The sequence below is a fragment of the Verminephrobacter aporrectodeae subsp. tuberculatae At4 genome (assembly GCF_000193225.1).
GTDB lineage: Bacteria > Pseudomonadota > Gammaproteobacteria > Burkholderiales > Burkholderiaceae_C > Acidovorax > Acidovorax aporrectodeae.
Window position 1 is genome coordinate 1 of the sequence record NZ_AFAL01000071.1, and the last position, 1,957, is coordinate 1,957.

Annotated in this window: 2 protein-coding genes; both read left to right on the plus strand. The window is 70.5% G+C overall.

Annotation, left to right across the window (positions count from 1 at the left end; translation table 11 throughout):
- The first annotated feature begins 115 nt into the window (after positions 1–115).
- Positions 116–694 (plus strand): cysteine dioxygenase family protein, encoded by a 579-nt coding sequence (locus tag VTU_RS0103035; RefSeq protein ID WP_010100635.1) that lies wholly within the window; start codon positions 116–118, stop codon positions 692–694.
- 17 nt (positions 695–711) lie between these two features.
- On the plus strand, positions 712–1,957 hold a 1,246-nt coding region (locus VTU_RS0103040; RefSeq protein WP_081479702.1), incomplete at its 3' end, for a rhodanese-like domain-containing protein.

Here is a 1,957-nt window from a genome sequence, read left to right on the forward strand (position 1 = left end):
AGGCCCGCGCCGCCATCGGGGCGGGGCTGCGTTCTGCCGTGGTGTTTACGCAGCTTCGGAATCGGGCGCAGGCAGTAGACTCGATCCATCCGAAACAAAGATATGGAACAGGCCCATGGATCAGCGCCAGGAAATCGTCTCCCGCACCCTCCAGACCATCCGGCAAATTGCCCGCAACGGCGTCACGCAGCGCCCGGTGCTCGACCAGATCCTGCAGCAGCTGCTGGGGCTGGCCGCGCAGAAGGACCTCTGGACCGGCCCCGGGTTTGCAGCGCCCACGGGCGCCGAACTCCAGGCGCGCTACCTGATCGAGGAGCAGCCCGACCAGACCTTTGCGCTCTACCTGAACGTGATGCGCGCGGGCAAGCGCATCCTGCCGCACAACCACACCACCTGGGCCTGCGTGGCGGCGGTCGAGGGCGTGGAGCACAACCATCTCTACCGCCGGCTGGACGACGGCAGCCGGCCGGGCTACGCCAAGCTGGAACAGACCGCCACCCTGCCGGTGTGCCCGGGCAGCGGCGTCGCCTTGCTGCCGGACGAGATCCACGCCGTGGAAATCAGGGACGCGCAGCTGATCCGCCACCTCCATCTGTACGGCCGCGCTTTGGAGACCCTGAGCGAGCGCCTGTGCTTTGACTTGGCAAACGACAGCTGCCAGCGCATGCCCATCGGCGTGCAGACCCGCCGCTGACACCCGCGCCCACGGCAATGCCTTCTGCTGCACACGATCCGCGCCCGGCCCTTGCGCCCGGCGTGACGCCAAACCAATTGCAAGACTGGCTGCACGACGGCCAGGAAATCGCCTTGCTCGACGTGCGCGAGCATGGCCAGTACGGCGAGGGGCATTTGTTCCATGCCGTGCCGCTGCCCTGGAGCCGGCTGGAATGGGACCTGCCCCGCCTGGTCCCATGCCGCCACGCGCGCGTGGTGGTGTACGACGACGGCCCCGGCGACGTGGCCGGCAAGGCATGGCAACGCCTGCACGACCTGGGCTATCACGCGGGCTTCGTTCTGGCCGGCGGAGCGGCCGCCTGGGCCGCCTGCGGCCAGCGCATCTTCCAGGGCGTGCACCTGCCGTCCAAGACCTTTGGCGAACTGGTCGAGCAGCGCCTGCACACGCCGTCGATTTCGGCCACCGAACTGGCGCGCCGCCAGGCGGCGGGCGACAGGCTGCTGCTCCTGGATGGACGCAGCCCCCCCGAGTTCCGGAAGATGAACGTCCCCGGCGCGCTGAACTGCCCCAACGGGGAACTGGCCCTGCGCATCGGCGACTTGGCCCCGGACCCGGAAACCACCGTCGTCATCAGCTGCGCCGGCCGCACCCGCAGCATCATCGGTGCCCAGACCCTCATCAACCTGGGCCTTCCGAACCCGGTGCTGGCGCTGGAAAACGGCACCCAGGGCTGGTTTCTGGCCGGTCTGGAGCTCGAGCATGGACAGCAGCGCTGCCATGCGCCGGGGCTGCCCGCGGATCTGGCCCTGCGCCAACGGCAGGCCAGCGCCCTGGGCCGACGCCACGGCGTGCAATGGATCGGCAGCGCGCAGGCGCAGGCCTGGGTGGACGACGCCCGGCGCAGCACCTTCGTGCTCGACGTGCGCACCGGCGAGGAATTCGCGCAAGGCTCGATCCAGGGCGCGCAGCACGCCCCGGGCGGGCAACTCGTGCAGGCCACCGACCAGTTCGTGGGCGTGCGTTCGGCGCGCTTGCTGCTGCTCGACTCCGAGGGGGTGCGCGCGCCGGTGGTCGCGAGTTGGCTGCGCCAAATGGGCATCGACGCGCATGTGCTGCAGGACGGCGTCGCGGCCGCGCTGCGCCTGCCACCGCCCCTGCAACCCGCGCTGCCCGCAGTGCCCACGCAGACCGCGGACGCGCTCGCCGCCGCATTGGCCAGTGCCAGCGCCAGCACCTGCGTCATCGACCTGCGCCCGAGCATGGCCTACCGGCGCGCGCACG

Excerpts from the sequence above, each read along its gene's own strand:
- VTU_RS0103035 (WP_010100635.1), top strand. The coding sequence starts at position 116 with ATGGATCAGCGCCAGGAAATCGTCTCCCGCACCCTCCAGACCATCCGG.